16 protein-coding genes are annotated in these 16,079 nt (G+C 69.5%); 8 read left to right on the top strand and 8 right to left on the bottom strand.

The genetic code is table 11. The annotated features are described in order from the left end of the window. Positions 1–5: 5 nt before the first annotated feature. Positions 6–770: a GntR family transcriptional regulator gene (locus ABZ016_RS33585; protein WP_356920477.1), complete on the bottom strand. Its 765-nt coding sequence runs from the start codon at positions 768–770 to the stop codon at positions 6–8. A 315-nt stretch (positions 771–1,085) separates the two neighbouring features. Between ABZ016_RS33585 and ABZ016_RS33580 the strand changes: the two genes are divergently transcribed. From ABZ016_RS33580 to ABZ016_RS33565, 4 genes are all read left to right on the top strand, one after another. After that, entirely contained in the window at positions 1,086–2,369 is a 1,284-nt protein-coding gene (locus ABZ016_RS33580) for an extracellular solute-binding protein (protein WP_356920476.1), read from the top strand. A gap of 73 nt (positions 2,370–2,442) precedes the next feature. After that, the gene (locus ABZ016_RS33575; protein WP_356920475.1) at positions 2,443–3,429 is read left to right on the top strand and encodes a sugar ABC transporter permease; all 987 of its coding nucleotides are present in this window, start codon (positions 2,443–2,445) and stop codon (positions 3,427–3,429) included. Beyond that, positions 3,426–4,268, top strand: a complete 843-nt coding sequence (locus ABZ016_RS33570) for a carbohydrate ABC transporter permease (protein ID WP_356920474.1) — start codon at positions 3,426–3,428, stop codon at positions 4,266–4,268. Before ABZ016_RS33575 ends, ABZ016_RS33570 begins: the two co-directional genes overlap by 4 nt. A gap of 9 nt (positions 4,269–4,277) precedes the next feature. After that, on the top strand, positions 4,278–5,810 hold the full coding sequence (locus ABZ016_RS33565; protein WP_356920473.1) for a glycoside hydrolase family 3 protein: 1,533 nt from the start codon (positions 4,278–4,280) through the stop codon (positions 5,808–5,810). A 184-nt stretch (positions 5,811–5,994) separates the two neighbouring features. Here the strand turns inward: ABZ016_RS33565 and nagB are convergent, their stop codons facing one another. Further along, a complete protein-coding gene (gene nagB / locus ABZ016_RS33560) occupies positions 5,995–6,780 on the bottom strand; it encodes a glucosamine-6-phosphate deaminase (protein WP_356920472.1) in 786 nt (261 codons plus the stop codon). A 246-nt stretch (positions 6,781–7,026) separates the two neighbouring features. Between nagB and ABZ016_RS33555 the strand changes: the two genes are divergently transcribed. Then, a complete protein-coding gene (locus ABZ016_RS33555; RefSeq protein ID WP_356920471.1) occupies positions 7,027–8,100 on the top strand; it encodes an SIS domain-containing protein in 1,074 nt (357 codons plus the stop codon). A gap of 55 nt (positions 8,101–8,155) precedes the next feature. On the opposite strand, the gene ABZ016_RS33550 is transcribed toward ABZ016_RS33555, so the two are convergent. Then, a complete protein-coding gene (locus ABZ016_RS33550) occupies positions 8,156–8,908 on the bottom strand; it encodes an SDR family oxidoreductase (RefSeq protein WP_356920470.1) in 753 nt (250 codons plus the stop codon). A 96-nt stretch (positions 8,909–9,004) separates the two neighbouring features. Here ABZ016_RS33550 and ABZ016_RS33545 point away from each other — a divergent pair, with 96 nt between their 5' ends. Both ABZ016_RS33545 and ABZ016_RS33540 read left to right on the top strand, forming a co-directional pair. After that, a complete protein-coding gene (locus ABZ016_RS33545) occupies positions 9,005–9,718 on the top strand; it encodes a TetR/AcrR family transcriptional regulator (protein ID WP_356920469.1) in 714 nt (237 codons plus the stop codon). 416 nt (positions 9,719–10,134) lie between these two features. Then, positions 10,135–11,601, top strand: coding sequence for a PAS domain-containing sensor histidine kinase (locus ABZ016_RS33540; RefSeq protein ID WP_356920536.1), 1,467 nt, complete (start codon positions 10,135–10,137; stop codon positions 11,599–11,601). Between the two features lie 217 nt (positions 11,602–11,818). Here the strand turns inward: ABZ016_RS33540 and ABZ016_RS33535 are convergent, their stop codons facing one another. Both ABZ016_RS33535 and ABZ016_RS33530 read right to left on the bottom strand, forming a co-directional pair. Further along, positions 11,819–12,076, bottom strand: coding sequence for a WhiB family transcriptional regulator (locus tag ABZ016_RS33535; RefSeq protein WP_003992873.1), 258 nt, complete (start codon positions 12,074–12,076; stop codon positions 11,819–11,821). 320 nt (positions 12,077–12,396) lie between these two features. Beyond that, positions 12,397–13,365, bottom strand: a complete 969-nt coding sequence (locus ABZ016_RS33530; RefSeq protein WP_356920468.1) for a diacylglycerol kinase family protein — start codon at positions 13,363–13,365, stop codon at positions 12,397–12,399. 116 nt (positions 13,366–13,481) lie between these two features. On the opposite strand from ABZ016_RS33530, the gene ABZ016_RS33525 reads away from it, so the two are divergent. Next, on the top strand, positions 13,482–13,931 hold the full coding sequence (locus tag ABZ016_RS33525; RefSeq protein ID WP_356920467.1) for a hypothetical protein: 450 nt from the start codon (positions 13,482–13,484) through the stop codon (positions 13,929–13,931). A 3-nt stretch (positions 13,932–13,934) separates the two neighbouring features. Here the strand turns inward: ABZ016_RS33525 and ABZ016_RS33520 are convergent, their stop codons facing one another. The 3 genes from ABZ016_RS33520 to ABZ016_RS33510 all read right to left on the bottom strand — a co-directional run bounded on the left by ABZ016_RS33520 (position 13,935) and on the right by ABZ016_RS33510 (position 16,046). Further along, the gene (locus ABZ016_RS33520) at positions 13,935–15,080 is read right to left on the bottom strand and encodes an RNA polymerase sigma factor SigF (RefSeq protein WP_356920466.1); all 1,146 of its coding nucleotides are present in this window, start codon (positions 15,078–15,080) and stop codon (positions 13,935–13,937) included. A 17-nt stretch (positions 15,081–15,097) separates the two neighbouring features. Then, entirely contained in the window at positions 15,098–15,511 is a 414-nt protein-coding gene (locus ABZ016_RS33515; protein WP_003992877.1) for a hypothetical protein, read from the bottom strand. Between the two features lie 274 nt (positions 15,512–15,785). Then, positions 15,786–16,046, bottom strand: coding sequence for a UBP-type zinc finger domain-containing protein (locus ABZ016_RS33510; RefSeq protein WP_345660305.1), 261 nt, complete (start codon positions 16,044–16,046; stop codon positions 15,786–15,788). Positions 16,047–16,079 lie beyond the last annotated feature (33 nt).

Genomic DNA, 16,079 nt, shown 5'->3' with positions numbered 1-16,079 from the left:
CGGTTTCATTCCGCGGGCCGCTTCAGCCGCGCGACGAACTTGTACCGGTCCCCGCGGTACACCGACCGCACCCACTCCACCGGCTGGCCCTCGCGGTCCCGTGAGTGCCGGGAGAGCATCAGCATCGGCAGGCCGACGTCCGTGCCGAGCAGGCCGGCCTCGCGCGGGGTGGCCAGGGAGGTCTCGATGGTCTCCTCGGCCTCCGCGAGATGGACGTCGTAGACCTCGGCGAGCGCCGTGTAGAGGGACGTGTACTTCACCAGGGACCGGCGCAGCGCCGGGAAGCGCTTGGCGCTCAGGTGGGTGGTCTCGATGGCCATCGGCTCGCCGTTGGCCATGCGCAGCCGCTCGATGCGCAGCACCCGGCCGCCGGCCGTGATGTCGAGCAGGCCGGCGAGGCGGTCGTCGGCGGTGATGTAGCCGATGTCCAGCAGCTGCGACGTGGGTTCGAGCCCCTGGGCGCGCATGTCCTCGGTGTACGAGGTCAGTTGCAGTGCCTGCGAGACCTTCGGCTTGGCGACGAAGGTGCCCTTGCCCTGGATGCGTTCCAGCCGGCCCTCGACGACCAGCTCCTGGAGCGCCTGGCGCACGGTGGTGCGCGAGGTGTCGAACTCCGCCGCCAGCGTGCGCTCGGGCGGGACCGGCGTGCCGGGCGCCTGTGTGTCGGTCATGTCGAGCAGATGCTTCTTCAGGCGGTAGTACTTGGGCACGCGTGCGGTACGGACGGGTGCCCCGTTCTCGTTCTCCGCACTGCTGACGTCGGTGCTCATGCTCCGCCTTCCCGGCTCCGTCTGCCGACACGATCCCACCTGTATACCGTCGGCGTCTCTTTTGGTCTAGTCCACAACTGTGAGTGGTCTACCCGGAGTATGCCGTGTCCACCCGGGTTTTCGCTGGCTTCTTACTTAAAGGTTCCTGCATATGTAGGTCGCATAACGGCTGGTCAGAGGCCATACCGGACCCTTGACAGGTCTGCTGGTCTGGTCCAAGCTCCCCGTACTGGTCTACACCATTGGTCCAGGTCCTGGTGCCCCACGTTCACCGCGGGGAGCAGGGGGGTTCGTGGCATCCCTGAGGAGGGTGGCGTGAAGCGCAAGCTGATATCCGCGATCGGTATCGCGGGCATGATGGTCTCCATCGCGGCGTGCGGGGGCGAAGGCGGCGGCGGGGGTTCGGACAAGGGCGCGGACGCCAAGGAGCTGACCGTCTGGCTCACCGTGGACGCCCAGAACAACTGGCCGCAACTGGTGAAGGCCGCCGACGCCGCCGTGCAGAAGAAGCACCCCGGCCTCAAGATCAACCACGAGTACTACGGCTGGCCCGACAAGAACGCCAAGCTCGACGCCGTCCTCGCCACGGACAAGGCCCCCGACGTGGTCGAAATGGGCAACACCGAGATGCTCGGCTACATGGTCAAGGGCGCCTTCGCCCCCCTCGACGCCGCCGAGTTCGACAACTCGGACGCCTGGCTGGACGGCCTCAAGGCCTCGGTGACCTACGAGGACAAGACCTACGGCGTCCCGTACTACGCAGGCGGCCGCGTCGCCAACTGGCGCAAGGACGTCGCCGCTTCGGTCGGGGTGAAGACACCCCCGAAGACCTACAAGGAACTGACCGCCGCCCTGGACAAGATCCAGAAGAAGGAGGGCGGCAAGTTCAGCGCCTGGTACCAGCCGACCCGGGACTGGTACGCGGCCATGTCCTTCGTCTACGACGCCGGCGGCGCCATCGCCACCGAGTCGGGCGGCCAGTGGAAGGCCTCCCTCTCCTCGCCCGAGTCCCTCAAGGGCCTCAAGGAGTTCAAGAACGTCGTCGACGCCTACATGCACGGCGACAAGACCAAGGACGAGTCCGACCGCTACATCGTCTACGGCCAGGGCAAGTCCGCCATGATCTTCGCCGCCGCCTGGGAGGGCGCGACCTCCGAGGACCCCAAGAACGACAAGACCGGCAAGCTCAAGGGCAACCTCGAGAACTTCGTGATGCCCGGCCCGTCGGGCAGGAACATGCCCGTCTTCCTGGGCGGCAGCGACCTCGCCGTGCCGGTGAAGTCCGACGCGCAGGCTCTGGCCGCCGAGTGGATCAACGCGTTCACCGGCTCCTCCGGTCAGAAGGGCCTGATGGCCAAGGGCAACCTGCCCAACAACAAGACCGACCTCGCGACCCTGAAGAACGACCCGAAGACGGCGGTCCCCGCCACCGCGGCCGAGTCCAGCTGGTTCGTCCCGATGGCCCCCGGCTGGGGCCAGGTCGAGAAGGCGCAGATCCTGCAGACCATGCTGCAGAGCATCGGCACCGGCAAGAAGTCGGTCGAGGCCGCCGCCAAGGAGGCGGACGCCGCGATCGACAAGGTCATCAACACCAAGTGACCTTCGCGCGGGGCTCCCTCATCGGCGGAGCCCCGCCGCCGTCAAGACCTGAGGGACCGCCAAGGAGCGCGCGATGAGTGCCGCAGACACCACCACCCCCGCCAAGGTGCCGCCATCGCGGCAGGCGCCGCCCCCTCCCGCCGACGACCTGCCACGCGTGCGGCGGCCGTCGAGCGGGGCCGCCATCCCCTGGCTGCTCCTCGCGCCCTGCCTGCTGGTCCTCGCGGCGGTCATGGGGTATCCGCTGGCCCGCCTGGTCACCCTCTCCTTCCAGAAGTTCGGGCAGTCCCAGCTGTGGGGCTTCCAGCCCGCCGAGACGGTCGGCTTCGACAACTTCGCCGAAGTGCTGGGCGACGGCGAGTTCTGGGCCGTCGTCCTGCGCACGATCGTCTTCGCGGCCGGAGCAGTCGTCCTCACGATGGTGATCGGCATGGCACTCGCCCTGCTGCTCCAGCGGGTGTCCGGCTGGCTGAAGGTGCTCATCAACATCGTGCTGGTGGCGAGCTGGGGCATGCCCGTGATCGTGGCGACCACGGTGTTCAAGTGGCTCTTCGACTCGGACTACGGCGTCTTCAACGCGCTCCTCAGCAAGCTGCCCGGCGTCGACATGGTCGGCCACAACTGGTTCGCGAGCGGACCCGAGGGGCTGGCCGTGATCATGCTGCTGGTGGTGTGGGGAGCCGTGCCCTTCGTGGTCATCACGCTCAGCGCCGGTCTCACGCAGGTCCCCAAGGAACTGGAGGAGGCCGCCCGCCTCGACGGCTCCGGCTCCTGGGGCGTCTTCCGCTACGTCACCCTGCCCGTCCTCAAGCCGATCATCGTGATGCTCACGACCCTGTCGGTCATCTGGGACATGGGCGTCTTCCCCCAGGTGTTCGTCATGCGTAACGGCCACCCGGAGCCGGAGTTCCAGGTCCTCAACACCTACTCCTACGACCGGGCCTTCGTGGTCAACGACTACGCCCAGGGCTCGGCCATCGCGCTGATCACCGTCCTGCTGCTGCTCGGCGTGGTCGCCGTCTACATGCGGCAGATGCTGAAGATCGGAGAGGTCGAATGAGCACGCTCGCCGGAGCCGGCCGCCGGAAGTCGCGGCTGGGCTGGAATCTCCTGGGCCTCCTCGTCTTCGTCATCGCCGGCTTCCCGCTCTACTGGATGCTCAACACGGCGTTCAAGCCCGCCAAGGACGCCATCGACCCCGACCCGAGCCTGCTGCCCACCGGCATCACCTTCGCCAACTTCGGCCGGGCGCTGGACATCGCAGACTTCTGGGGCCCGGTGGGCCGCAGCCTCGTGGTGTCGCTGGCGGTGGTCGTCATCGGCATGGCCGTCGGGCTGCTGGCCGCGCTCGCCATCTCCCGCTTCGCCTTCCGCGGCCGGAAGATCGTGATCGTCGGCATCCTCGCGGTCCAGATGGTGCCGCTGGTCGCCATGATCATCCCGGTGTTCCTGCTCCTCAACGACCTGGGCCAGTACGACCGGCTGACCGGCCTCATCATCACGTACCTGACCTTCATCCTCCCCTTCACGGTGTGGACGCTGCGGGGCTTCATCGTCAACATCCCGAAGGAACTGGAGGAGGCGGCCATGGTCGACGGCTGCTCCCGCACCGGCGCCTTCCTGCGGGTCGTCTTCCCGCTCCTGGCCCCCGGCATGGTCGCCACCTCGGTCTACGGCTTCATCCAGGCCTGGAACGAGTACCTGTACGCCCTGATGCTGCTCAGCCAGAAGAACCAGACCGCGACCGTGTGGCTCGGTAACTTCACCACCAAGCACGGCACCGAATACGCCCCGATGATGGCCGGAGCCACGATGATGGCCGTGCCGATCGTCGCCCTGTTCCTCCTCGTCCAGCGCAAGATGGCCGCGGGCCTGACCGCGGGCGCCGTGAAGGGATGACCCCACCCGATGACGACACTCGCCAGCGGTACCGACACGCTCACGCGTGACGCCCTGACGGTTCTCCAGCCCGGCTTCACCGGCACCACCGCCCCCGACTGGCTGCTGCGCCGGCTCGGCGAGGGCCTCGCCTCCGTCGGCCTGTTCGGCCGCAACATCGCCTCCCCCGGCCAGCTGGCCGCGCTGACCGCCCAGCTGCGGGTCGAGCGCGACGACGTGCTGGTCGCGATCGACGAGGAAGGTGGTGACGTGACCCGCCTGGAGGTGCGGTCCGGCTCCTCCTTCCCGGGCAACCACGCCCTCGGCGCGGTCGACGACGTCGAGCTCACTCACCAGGTCGCCCACGAACTGGGCCTCCGTCTCGCGTCCTGCGGCGTCAACCTCAACTGGGCACCGTCCGCCGACGTGAACTCCGACCCCCGCAACCCGGTGATCGGTGTCCGCTCCTTCGGCGCCGACACCGAACTGGCCGCCCGGCACACCGCGGCCTACGTGACGGGCCTGCAGTCCGCCGGGGTCGCCGCCTGCACCAAGCACTTCCCGGGCCACGGCGACACGGCCGTCGACTCCCACCACGCGCTCCCGCGCATCGACGTCTCCGCCGAGGTGCTGGCGGACCGCGAGCTGACCCCGTTCCGTGCGGCCATCGCCGCCGGCACCCGGGCCGTGATGAGCGCCCACATCCTGGTCCCGGCTTTGGACCCCGACCGGCCCGCCACCCTCTCCCGCCGCATCCTCACCGGCCTGCTGCGCGGCGACCTCGGCTACGACGGCCTCATCGTCACCGACGGCATGGAGATGCGGGCCATCGCCGGCACCTACGGCATCGAACACGGCAGTGTCCTCGCCGTCGCCGCCGGTGCCGACGCGATCTGCGTGGGCGGCGGCCTGGCCGACGACGCGACCGTACTCCGGCTGCGGGACGCCCTGGTCACGGCGGTACGCACGGGCGACCTGCCCGAGGAACGCCTGGCCGACGCCGCGGACCGGGTACGCGCCCTGGCCCGCTGGGCGAGCACGGTGGACCGTACGCCCGCGGAGACCACCGGCGGTGACATCGGCCTGCACGCCGCACGCCGCGCCCTGACGGTGACCGTCGATCAGGGCCTGGGAAGCAGGGACAGCTTCAAGCCCCTCACCGAACCGCCCTACGTCGCCGCCCTCACCCCCGTCGCCAACATCGCGGTCGGGGACGAGACCCCCTGGGGCGTCGCCGCCGAACTCGTCCAGCTCCTGCCGGGCACGGTGACCGGCACCTTCTCCGCCGCCACGGACGGCAAGGAGTACGAGGCCGGGGAGAACGCGGGGCGGGCGGCCCTCCAGGCGGCCGGCCCACGCCGCATCATCGCGGTCGTCCGCGACGAGCACCGCCACCCCTGGATGGCCTCCGCCCTCGACACCCTGCTGGCCGCCCGCCCCGACACGATCGTGGTCGAGATGGGCGTCCCCCGGGCCGCTCCGCGCGGCGCCCTGCACATCGCCACGCACGGCGCGGCCCGCGTCTGCGGCCGGGCGGCGGCCGAGGTGATCGCCGGGTTGTAGGACCCCCTGCTCCTGGTCACGGCGGCGCTGACCCGCCGGCGGCGGACCTGGCCGACAGCCACGCCCGCCGGACCGTGCCGCGCCCCTGCTCGTCACCCATGGGTATGCCGCTGTGGGTGGTCGGCCTGGGGGGCAGGACGAGCCGGCCGAGGACGGCCTGCTGGAGCTGGAGGTTCCAGGCCCGCTAGATCCCCTGCCAGTCCGGCTTGTTGACGTACGTGTGCCGGAAGTAGTCCGCCAGCTTCAGCTTCGACGCAGCGGGCTCGTCGACGACGACGGTCGCGTGCGGGTGGAGCTGGAGCGCGGACGCGGGGCACACCGCGGCCATCGGCCCTTCCACCGTCGCCGCGACCGCGTCCGCCTTGCCCTCACCGGTGGCGAGCAGCACCAGGTGCCGGGCCTCCAGGATGGTGCCGATGCCCTGCGTGATCACGTGGTGCGGCACCTGGTCGATGTCGCCGTCGAAGAAGCGCGCGTTGTCGATCCGGGTCTGCTGGGTCAGCGTCTTGATCCGGGTCCGCGAGGCCAGCGACGAGCACGGCTCGTTGAACCCTATGTGCCCGTCGGTCCCGATCCCGAGCAGCTGAAGGTCCACACCCCCGGCGTCCGCGAGAGCCTTGTCGTACGCCTCGCACGCCCCCGGCACGTCCTCGGCGGTGCCGTCCGGCCCCGTGAACTGGCTCATCCCGATCCCGAGCGGCTCCAGCACCTCACGCCGCAGCACCGAGCGGTACGACTCCGGATGGTCGGCGGGCAGTCCCACGTACTCGTCGAGCTGTGCGATACGGGCCCGCGCGACCTCCACAGCACCGGAGCGCACCTTCGCCGCCAGTGCCTCGTACACGGGCAGCGGCGTCGAGCCGGTGGCCACGCCGAGCAGGGCGTCGGGCTTGCGTCGGAGCAGCTGCGCCATGGCCTCGGCTATGAGCTCGCCGCCCGCCTTGGCGTCCGGGACGATGACAACTTCCACGCTGGGCCTGCCGATCTGAGAGGAACGCTCACCTGGGACCGGACCCTGGAGGGTCATGTGGTTTAGACCAATCTAACAGAGCGGGGGCGCCGCTCCCAGGGTGCGGGCCCCTGCTCCCGCGCAGCCGACCGCACCATGCCGACCAGGTCTCCAGCAGGTGAACACTGCCGGTCCCGCCTGGGCTTTCCACGGCGTGGGGGAGTGGAATGGGAGCTGCATCTGCCCGTGCCCCGGAAGGACCCCGCCATGACCGCCGCCCCCGCACCGGACCCCCTCAGTGAACTCCCCGGCCGGGTCATGGCCCAGGAGATGGCGGAGCAGCCCGCCGTCCTGCGCCGGATCCTGGCTGACGGCGCCCCCGCCATCCAGGACGTGGCACGACGGATCGCCGCCCGCACCCCCCGCTTCGTCCTGTTGACCGCCCGCGGCACCTCCGACAACGCCGCCCTCTACGCCAAGTACCTCCTGGAGATCCGGCTCGGCCTGCCCTGCGGGCTCACCTCGATGTCCACCACCACGGCCTACGGCGCTCGTCCCGACCTCACCGACGTCCTCGTCGTCACCGTCAGCCAGTCCGGCGGCTCCCCGGACCTGGTCGCCTCGACCCGGGCGGCCCGCGAGGCCGGCGCCATCACGCTGGCCGTCACCAACAACCCGGACTCACCGCTCGCCGATGTCTCCGAGTACCACATCGACATCATGGCCGGACCGGAGAAGGCCCTTCCCGCGACCAAGACCTACACCGCCTCCCTCCTCGCGCTTTATCTGTTCGTCGAGGGTCTGCGCGGCGGCGACGGAGCGCCCGCACACGTGCTGCCGGACCTCGCCGAGCAGCTGCTCGCCCGGCAGGACGAGGTCCGCGCCCTCGCCGCCCGCTACCGTTTCGCCGAGCGCATGGTGATCACTTCACGCGGCTACGGCTATCCCACGGCCAAGGAGGCCGCCCTCAAGCTGATGGAGACCAGCTACATCCCCGCCCTCTCCTACTCCGGTGCCGATCTGCTGCATGGACCGCTCGCCATGGTCGACAACGTGTCCCCGGTCATCGCCGTGGTCACCGACGGCAAGGGCGGGGAGGCGCTCCAGCCCGTCCTCGACCGGCTGCGAGGACGTGGCGCCGACCTGGTGGTCATCGGCCCCAGGAGTCAGGTCGGGCAGGCATCGGCCGGCTTCGTCCTGCCGACGGACGACGTGGCCGAAGAGGTCCAGCCCGTCCTGGAGATCATCCCCCTCCAGCTCCTGGCCTACGAAGTCACCATCGCCCGCGGCCAGGACCCGGACGCGCCCCGCGCACTGGCGAAGGTGACGGAGACCCGCTGAGGGGAGCGGGCGATGGGGCCTCCGACGCACCGCTGGGTCCTCCGACGCCGCGCGCCTATGTGAGCGAACCCCCCGTCACATCCACCCAGCTCCCCGTGACCCACCGCCCCGCGTCCGAGGCCAGGAACGCCACCACGTCGGCGACTTCGGCCGGCTCGCCCACCCCGCCCAGCGCCGATATCGCCGCGGCCTTCGCCCAGCCGTCGGCAGTCCCGCGCAGCAACCGGGCCGTGTTGTCCGTATCGATGATCCCCGGCGCCACCGAGTTCACCGTGATGCCCCGCGGTCCCAGCACCTTGGAGAGGTCCCGGGAGAGGACGTCCAGCGCGCCCTTCGTCATGGCGTAGGCCATGTTGTCCGGCATCACCGCCGTCCGGGCCAGCCCCGAGGAGATGTTGACGACTCGGCCTCCGTCCCTCAGCCGCGTCATGCCGTGCTTGAGGATGAAGAGCGGCGCCTTCACGTTCACCGCGAAGACCTTGTCGTACTCCTGCTCGTCGAGTTCCTCGATGGGGCGGGTGTTTCCGATCCCCGCGTTGTTCACCAGGACGTCGAGCCCGTCCGCGTGCCGGTCGAACTCCGCCCACAGAGCCTCGGCGTCCCCTGGGGTGCCCAGCTCCACTCCCACCGTGAAAGCCGAGCCGCCCGCTGCCTCGATCGCCGCGACCGTCTCCTTCGCCGCCGTCTCGTTCCTGCCGTAGTGCACCGCGACTCGCGCGCCGTCGCGCCCCAGCCGCTCGGCGATGCCTCGCCCGATGCCCCTGCTCGCCCCCGTGACGAGTGCCGTCCTGCCCGTGAGCACGCCCATGGTGGCTCCCCCTTCTCATTTACCTAGCGGTCGCTACAGAAATGACCGTACAACAGTCGACGACATTTCTCTAGTGCCCGCTATAAAATGCACTCCATGGTGAACGACGACCGAACCGCGAAGGCCGAGGGAGCCGGGGCAACGGCCCCCGGGGCGACGACGAGCGCCGGGGCGACGGCGGCCCCCGGCGGCGGCAAGGCCAAGGGCAGGCCTCGCGGCCGCCCCCGTTCCTTCGATCGCGAGACCGCGCTGGAGAAGGCCCTCCTCGCCTTCTGGGAAAACGGCTACGAAGCCACCTCCGTCTCCGACCTCACCCGCGTCATGGACATCGGCGCCCCCAGCCTCTACGCGGCCTTCGGCGACAAGCGCTCCCTCTTCGAGGAGGTCGTACGCGTCTACGGCACGCGCTACGGCTCGTTCACCGACCGGGCCCTCGCCGAGGAGCCCACCGCCTGGAGTGCCGTCGAGCGCATGCTGCGTGAGGCTGCAACGGCGTACACGGAACCCGGCCATCCGCACGGCTGTCTGGTCGTCCACGCCGCCGCGAACTGCTCGACCCCCGAGGTCGAACAGTCACTGAGGGACCGCCGCAACGCCAACATCGCCGCGTTCGAGAGCCGCATCAGGGCCGACGTCGCCGCCGGCATGCTGCCCCCGGACACCGATGCCGCCGCCCTGGCCCGCCACACGGGGGCGATGATCCAGGGCATGTCACAACAGGCGCGGGACGGGGCGAGCCGGGAGGAACTGGAGGCGGTCGCGGAAATTGCCATGTCCATCTGGCCCCGCACAGGAACCCACACGGGTTAGGCTGCCTGATGGACGCCCGTGCGTCCGAGCAGTCGGAGAAATAACAACAACGAACAGCCTCCAACGCATGGACACCCATGAGTGGTCTAGTCCACAATGCGTGATGAGAACACGTGTGCAGCGCGCGTAAAGCGCGCACCAGCCTCCGTCTTCCCCGCACAGGAAGGCGGACAGAGGAACCGAGGCTCTCTGCCCTGACTGCCCCGGATCCTCGTCCTTCGGCCGACCGGGACCGCACACCCCACGGCCGATTCTGCTCCGGGCTGCGGTGCCGGGAGGGTTGAGGGTCCCTCCCAGGCGCCGCGGCCCGCGGGTGTTTTCAGGGGCCGGCGCCTGACCGGCCCGTACCGCGCAGATCCGGGCCGTACATTTCAGAGCCGTACAAACCCCCGGGTACGCTCGCACACGTGCCCTCCATGAACGAACTCGTACGCCAGCACACGGCCCTCGACGACACCGACCTCGAGTGGCTCCACCTGCTGGTCTCGGAGTGGCAGCTGCTCTCCGACCTCTCCTTCGCTGACCTGGTCCTGTGGGTCCCCACCAGCGACGGCACCCGGTACGTCTCGGTCGCCCAGATGCGCCCCAACACCGGCCCGACCTCGTACCAGGACGACATGGTGGGCCACCTCGTCCCGCGCGGGCGCCGCCCGATGCTGGACGCCGCCCTGGACGAGGGCCGCATCGTGCGTGAGGGCGACCCCGAGTGGCGTGAAGAGGTCCCGGTCCGGGTCGAGTCGATCCCCGTACGGCGGGAGGGGCGCGTCCTCGGGGTCATCGCGCGCAACACCAACCTCCTCACCGTGCGCACCCCGAGCCGTCTGGAGCTCACCTACCTGCAGAGCGCCTCCGACCTCGCGCAGATGATCGCGGCCGGATCCTTCCCGTTCGCCAACCAGCAGCTCGACATGGACGCCTCACCCCGGGTGGGCGACGGCCTGATCCGGCTCGACGCCGACGGCATCGTCCAGTACGCCTCCCCGAACGCGCTGTCCGCCTACCACCGGCTCGGCCTCGCCATGGACCTCGTCGGCCAGCACCTGGGCAAGACCACCGCCGAACTCGCCCCGACCCGGGGCCCGGTGGACGAGGCGCTCGCCAAGGTCGCCAGCGGCTGGGCACCACGCGAGTTCGAGATCGAGGCCAGCGACGGGGTCATCCAGTTCCGCGCGATCCCCCTCAAACCCAAGGGCACCCGTATCGGCTCGCTGGTCCTGCTGCGTGACGTGACGGAACTGCGTCGCCGCGAACGTGAGTTGATCACCAAGGACGCGACGATCCGCGAGATCCACCACCGCGTGAAGAACAATCTCCAGACGGTGGCGGCCCTGCTCCGCCTCCAGGCCCGGCGTATCGAGTCCGACCGTGGCCGGGAAGCCCTCGAAGAGGCGGTACGACGCGTGGGATCGATTGCGATCGTGCACGAAACGCTCTCCCAGAACCTGGACGAGCGCGTGGAGTTCGACGACATCGCCGACCGCGTCCTGGCGATGGTCGCGGAGATCTCCCCGGGCAAGGTCACGGGCCGGCGCACCGGATGCTTCGGCATCCTCGACGCCGAGGTCGCCACCCCGCTGTCGATGGTGCTGACCGAGGTGCTGCAGAACGCGCTGGAGCACGGATTCCGTGAGGGAGACACCGGCACGGTCGAGGTGTCGGCGGTCCGCGGCGGCACCACGAAGGAGGCTCGGCTGCTGGTCACCGTCCAGGACGACGGCCTCGGTCTGCCGGAGGGCTTCGATCCGCACACCGCGGGCAACCTCGGCCTCCAGATCGTACGGACCCTGGTGGAGGGCGAGTTGGGTGGCACATTCGACATGGTTCCGGCCCAGGAACGCGGCACTCGCGTGATCCTGGACATTCCGGTGCGCGGGGAAAAGTAGGAACGCCCGGAGACGCGAACAGAACGGCCGCCGTTCTTCTGTCGGCGCCAGCGGAAAAGCATCGAGCCCCGGGCCACTTGGTGGCCCGGGGCTCAAAGCTCGTTGCTGCTTTGCTGTGCTAAGCGCATCGGGGGCACTGCGCGCTGCGGCTCGGGGGCGGGAGATGCGTACTCGCTGTACGCGCCGCCAAGCTCAGGCTGTCAGCAGGGGTGGGTTGTCAGGCGGAGGCCTGACGGGCCCGGTTGCGGGCGGCGCGGCGCTTCATGGCGCGGCGCTCGTCCTCGCTGAGACCACCCCAGACGCCGGAGTCCTGGCCGGACTCGAGCGCCCACTGCAGGCACTGCTCGATAACCGGGCAGCGACGGCAGACGGCCTTGGCTTCCTCGATCTGCAGCAGCGCAGGACCGGTGTTGCCGATGGGGAAGAAGAGCTCGGGGTCTTCCTCGCGGCAAACGGCGTTGTGACGCCAGTCCATGGCTGCTACCTCTCCTTGGTATTACGTGCAGGGTTGCTTGTGAATGTGAACGCTTTCACGAATCCCTCAACAAGTGAAGGGCCGACCGTCAGGTTCCCTGACGAGGTCCTGTGAGTTGAAGAGGGGTTCTGGTGATCAGTGGAGGCCGGTGTTGCGGGCCGTCCCGATCGCCACGTAGAGACTCGCAAACCTCGGCGGCGGGCACAACCCCTTCTGGAAAGTTTTTTTTGATTCTTCGGTGTCGACTAGGTCACAGCCGTACTTCCATGGGGTGGATCCTGGCCTAAACGTTCGAGTGAAAGGACTTTAGCCCCTTCTGCTCACACAATCACACGCAGTGCTCGGCGTACGCCTGTGAACGTCACGCTGGTTCGCAGCCCCAGGTGGTCACCGTCCATCTGGAGGGGGAGCGGCACCTTCGAATGCAAGGTGAACTCCGTCAAGTCATGCAGAGAGGTGGCGTGCTTGCCATGGGGTCCGCGCTCGGGGGACGAAGTGAGCAACTGGGTGCCATAACGGGCAACCGCCGCGGTGGACAGACGGCTGAGACCGAAGAGATCGAGACCGGTATCGAACGAGGCCTTAGGTGCCGCATAGATCGGGCGATTCCCCAAAAACGTCCAGGGGGAGGTGTTCGAGACTATGGACAGCACCAAATCGGAGACCGGTTCCTCACCCTCCCGCTCCAGCGTGATCGTCCCGTGCCGGCGGTTCGGCTCACCGAGGAGTTGGCGCACGACCTGGCGGACGTAAAGAGCGTGTGTGGATTTGCGGCCGCGCTCGCGGTGCTGTTCCACTCGGCCGACCACTCCGGCGTCGAAGCCGAGCCCCGCGTTGAAGGTGAACCAGCGGGCCGGCACCGACTCGTCCTCCGAGCCCGGCGTGCCCGAGGTCAGCCCCAGGCCGACGGTACGTTCGCTGCCGTCACGCAGGGCGTCCAGCAGGGCGCCGGTCGCCTCCACGGCGTCGTTCGGCAGGCCCAGGGCGCGGGCGAAGACGTTGGTGGAGCCGCCCGGGACCACGGCGAGACCGGGAAGGTGCCCGGGGGCGGGACCGGCGTGCAGGAGGCCGTTAACCACTTCGTTGACCGTGCCGTCGCCGCCGAGGGCCACCACCAGGTCTATGTCGTCGCTCTCCGCCGCATGTCGGCCCAGGTCGCGCGCGTGGCCGCGGTACTCGGTGGTGACCGCCTCCAGCTTCATCTCGCTGGCTAGCGCGTGGATCAGTACGTCGCGCGTGCGCGCACTTGTGGTGGTTGCTGCCGGATTGACCACGAGGAGTGCACGCATGAGTGGCAGCGTACCTACTGGGGGGTACCTGGCCCAGACCGAGGTAGGGATCAGGTAAGAGGGCCGGGGCGAACCTCGCCACCGGGGGCGCGTTCGACGAGGGCTACTCTTCAGGGGTGAGCAGTGAGCAGACCCGAACGACCGAGGAAACCGCCGGCCCCCGACCCCGGCGTCTGACGTACGCCGCGCTGCTGGCGGCACTGGAGGGGCTCGCGCTGGTCGTCGGCGGCGTCTGGATCCTCGTCCTCGGTCTCACGGGTCATCCCGACGACCGGCAGCAGGCAGTGACCGGCGGCATCACCCTGGTCGTGCTCGCGCTGCTGCCGCTGCTTGCCGCGCGCGGGCTGCTCGGCCGCCGCAGCTGGAGCCGTGGCCCGGCCGTCATCACCCAGCTCATGGCCCTGCCGGTGGCCTACAACCTGCTCCAGGCCGACAGCATGGCCATTCCGGCCGGGATCGCCCTGGCGGTCGTGGCCGTCGCGGCGCTCGTCCTGCTCGTGAACCCCGAGACGACCCGGGCCCTCGGAATCCGCGGGCCCGGCAACCCCGGCGGTACGGAGAAGTAGCCGTCACTCCTCGACGAGGAGCTTCTCGCGCAGCTGCGCCAGCGTGCGCGCCAGCAGCCGCGAGACGTGCATCTGCGAGATGCCGACCTCCTGCGCGATCTGCGACTGGGTCATGTTGCCGAAGAAGCGCAGCAGCAGGATGCGCTTCTCGCGCGGCGGAAGGTCCTCCAGCAGTGGCTTGAGAGACTCCCGGTACTCCACGCCCTCCAGCGCCTCGTCCTCGGCGCCGAGGGTGTCCGCGACCGCCGGGGACTCGTCGTCCGTGTCGGGGACGTCCAGGGACAGCGTGGAGTACGCGTTAGCGGACTCCAGACCCTCCAGGACCTCCTCCTCCGAGATCGCGAGCTTCTCGGCGAGTTCGTGGACCGTGGGGGAGCGGCCGTGCAGCTGCGAGAGCTCGGCCGTGGCCGTGGTCAGTGCCAGGCGCAGCTCCTGGAGCCGGCGTGGCACCCGCACCGCCCAGCCCTTGTCGCGGAAGTGCCGCTTGATCTCGCCGACGACCGTCGGGGTCGCGTACGTCGAGAACTCCACGCCGCGGTCCGGGTCGAAGCGGTCGACCGACTTGATCAGCCCGATCGTGGCGACCTGGGTGAGGTCGTCCAGCGGCTCGCCGCGGTTGCGGAAGCGGCGCGCGAGATGCTCCACCAACGGCAGATGCATCCGGACCAGCTGGTTGCGCAGCTCCGCGTACTCGGGGCTGCCGTCCGGCAGGGCGCGCAGCTTGAGGAACATCTCGCGCGCCCCGCTGCGGTCCGGAGAGCCGTGCTGCGCGGCATGTGCGTGCTGCGCGCTCGGCGCAGCGTCGTCGGAGTGTCGCTCGTGCTCGCTCATCGTCCCGCCCGTCGCCCTTCCCCGAGCCCTCGCCTCCTCCGCCACTCTCGACTTCGCGCGAGTGGGTGGACCTCCCTGGGCGGGGGATGCGGTGATTCCCCCGCCCGGAGGCGCGCTCCGCACGGCATCGTCCCGGTGCAGCCGCCCGTCGCCCGGGAGGACGGCCCCCGCGGAGTCGTCCTCCGGATGCGGGCGGGCCTGCTCGGGGATGCCGTCGATACCGGCCGCCATGCGCCGGGTTCCGCTCGGGCCCGTCTCCGCGCCCGTGCTTGTGCCCTCGGCCGGCAGCTCTCGTGTGCTGCGCTCTTCGTCCCGCACCGGCCCGTCCTCGTTCCTCACGCCGGCCCGGGTCCCGCGCCGCGCTGTTTGTAGAGGCTGATCGAAACGGTTTTGTCCTTGTCCACGGCAGACGAGACCTTGCCCGCGAGAGCGGACAGGACGGTCCAGGCGAAGGTGTCCCGCGAGGGGGCATGACCATCCGTGGTGGGCGCCGAGACGGTGACCTCGAGTGAGTCGTCGACGAGGCGGAAGACACAGCTGAGCACCGAGCCGGGCACGGCCTGCTGAAGCAGGATCGCGCAGGCCTCGTCCACCGCGATGCGCAAGTCCTCGATCTCGTCGAGGGTGAAGTCCAAACGGGCCGCGAGACCGGCCGTGGCCGTACGCAGCACCGACAGGTAGGCACCCGCGGCCGGCAGCCGGACTTCCACGAAGTCCTGGGTCGCGGGCTCGCCTGCGATCTGGGACACCCTCACCTCCATGGTGGTACAAGCGTTTCAGGGCCGGGGATAATCCCCCGGGGGTAACGCGATACGTGGTTCAGCGGTGACGCTATCGCGCTCTCGACGGTCCTGTCCCCGGGACCCAACCCCTTGCCGTCACTCACAGTAAACCTGTGGACACGCTCCGTGTCTAGGGGTTGGGCGGGCCCAAATGGGAAGAGCGCGCGCCGGGTTGACGTACCCAGACGTCAGACCGTCGAACCGTCCTGGTCGAACCGTCCTGAGCCGGGGTTCCGCCGGTTCACACCAGGACATGGTCGACGAAGCACCAGCGCCAGGTCTCCCCGGGCTCGTGCGTCCTCATCACGGGATGACCGGACTCCTTATGATGCTCCGCCGCGTGCCGTCCCGGCGAGGAGTCACAGCAGCCGACGTGACCGCAGCTGAGGCACAGCCGTAGTTGTACCGGATCCATGCCCTCCGCCAGGCACTCCGGACACGTCTCGCTGAGCGGGACGGGTTCGGGGTGCGGCAGCGCGTCGGCGTGCGTGCACTGTTTCATGATTGCCAGGTTACGACGGTCGCGCGGAAGAAC

It is taken from the genome of Streptomyces sp. NPDC006372 (genome assembly GCF_040612515.1).
In the GTDB taxonomy this organism is placed as follows: Bacteria; Actinomycetota; Actinomycetes; order Streptomycetales; family Streptomycetaceae; genus Streptomyces.
The sequence above is the reverse complement of the archived record's forward strand: the minus strand, read 5'-3'. Positions and strand labels throughout refer to the sequence as shown.

Coding starts and splice junctions, on each gene's coding strand:
- ABZ016_RS33510 (WP_345660305.1), bottom strand. CDS start 16,046: ATGAAACAGTGCACGCACGCCGACGCGCTGCCGCACCCCGAACCCGTC.
- ABZ016_RS33585 (WP_356920477.1), bottom strand. CDS start 770: ATGAGCACCGACGTCAGCAGTGCGGAGAACGAGAACGGGGCACCCGTC.
- ABZ016_RS33535 (WP_003992873.1), bottom strand. CDS start 12,076: ATGGACTGGCGTCACAACGCCGTTTGCCGCGAGGAAGACCCCGAGCTC.
- ABZ016_RS33570 (WP_356920474.1), top strand. CDS start 3,426: ATGAGCACGCTCGCCGGAGCCGGCCGCCGGAAGTCGCGGCTGGGCTGG.
- ABZ016_RS33530 (WP_356920468.1), bottom strand. CDS start 13,365: ATGCGTGCACTCCTCGTGGTCAATCCGGCAGCAACCACCACAAGTGCG.
- ABZ016_RS33545 (WP_356920469.1), top strand. CDS start 9,005: ATGGTGAACGACGACCGAACCGCGAAGGCCGAGGGAGCCGGGGCAACG.
- ABZ016_RS33550 (WP_356920470.1), bottom strand. CDS start 8,908: ATGGGCGTGCTCACGGGCAGGACGGCACTCGTCACGGGGGCGAGCAGG.
- ABZ016_RS33575 (WP_356920475.1), top strand. CDS start 2,443: ATGAGTGCCGCAGACACCACCACCCCCGCCAAGGTGCCGCCATCGCGG.
- ABZ016_RS33555 (WP_356920471.1), top strand. CDS start 7,027: ATGACCGCCGCCCCCGCACCGGACCCCCTCAGTGAACTCCCCGGCCGG.
- ABZ016_RS33565 (WP_356920473.1), top strand. CDS start 4,278: ATGACGACACTCGCCAGCGGTACCGACACGCTCACGCGTGACGCCCTG.
- ABZ016_RS33540 (WP_356920536.1), top strand. CDS start 10,135: ATGAACGAACTCGTACGCCAGCACACGGCCCTCGACGACACCGACCTC.